Annotated in this window: 1 pseudogene; it reads right to left on the reverse strand. The window is 64.0% G+C overall.

Going from position 1 to position 1,143, the window contains the following annotated elements:
* Positions 1 to 1,143, reverse strand: a pseudogene (locus ACLIRY_RS27175) (hypothetical protein); the annotation flags it as partial.

Genomic DNA, 1,143 nt, shown 5'->3' on the forward strand with positions numbered 1-1,143 from the left:
TGGCCGTCGGCGGTTTCATGGAGGCGCAGGTGTGGATGCCAGGTGTCGCTGTCGACGCAGTCGCTCGCCTGATAGGTCAGGTCGCCCATGTGGTAGATGAGCTTGGTCTGGCGGTTGGAACGGTTGGTGGCAAAGTCGTGGCGAAGGGTGCAGCCTTCCTCCGTCTCGACCAGCGGGACCGGTGCTGCGCCTTCGGCGGGTTCGCAGTCCTGCACCACCACGGTGGCGTTGTTGGCGTCGGCATAAACCAACTGGGCCTGAGCCACGACGGTCGTTTTCTCATAGTCGATGAAGTGTGGGCAGACCGAGCGGTCTTCCGTGATGGGGAAGACCTGTTCGGAGTTATCCGCGCAGCGAGTCACCTCCACCTCCTGGCCTGTCGGGTCAATGTAGAACTGGCGGCGTTGGGCGGTCGCGGTGCGGGCGGCGAAGTCGACGCGGTCCTCGCAGCCCACGGAGGTGAACAGGATCGGGAAGCGGTCCGGGCCGTCGGCGCAGGCTTCGGTTTCCGTGGTGCTTCCGGTGGTGACCACCACGCGGTTCTGCTGGATCGCCACGCCCTGGGCCAGGTCCACGCGGATGGAGCAGCCATCCGTGGTCAGCACCACCTCCGGGATGACAACCTCCTCCTCGGTGTCGTCGGTGAGGACTTCGTCCGTGTTGGCGTCTGTCTTCGACACCTTCAGCTTGTCCGGGGTCTGGTAATTCGCCGCGTCCGAGTTTGAGGATCGCCCGGAGGATCCGGCGGCGCCGTCCTGGCCATTCCGGCTGTCGCGGCTTTCCTTTTCCTTCTCCTTCTTTTCTGCCTGGTCCGTCTCCTCCTTTTCCTGGAGGCGCATCAGCGCGGCGATCATGGTGTCCTGGTCGCCCTCGATGGTCACTTCCTCGGCTGTCGGCAGGATGGGGGCGGTCTTGATTTCGAATTGGCTCACGAAGAGCTCGTGGGGCAGCTCCTCGATCCTGTCTTCCTTGGTGACGGCGGTCAGGACCAGTTGGCCGATGCGTTGCCCGTCCACCGTCACATAGCGCGTGAAGGCCTTGGCCGTCACACCGTCCAACAGGTCGGGAGTGGCGCCCGGGACATCGCGCAGCACCATGTCCAGGGGAATGGGTTCGTTCTCGGGGATCGTGATCGTTTCCTTC

This window comes from Rhodospirillum sp. A1_3_36, assembly GCF_047263945.1.
Classification (GTDB): Bacteria; Pseudomonadota; Alphaproteobacteria; order Rhodospirillales; family Rhodospirillaceae; genus Rhodospirillum.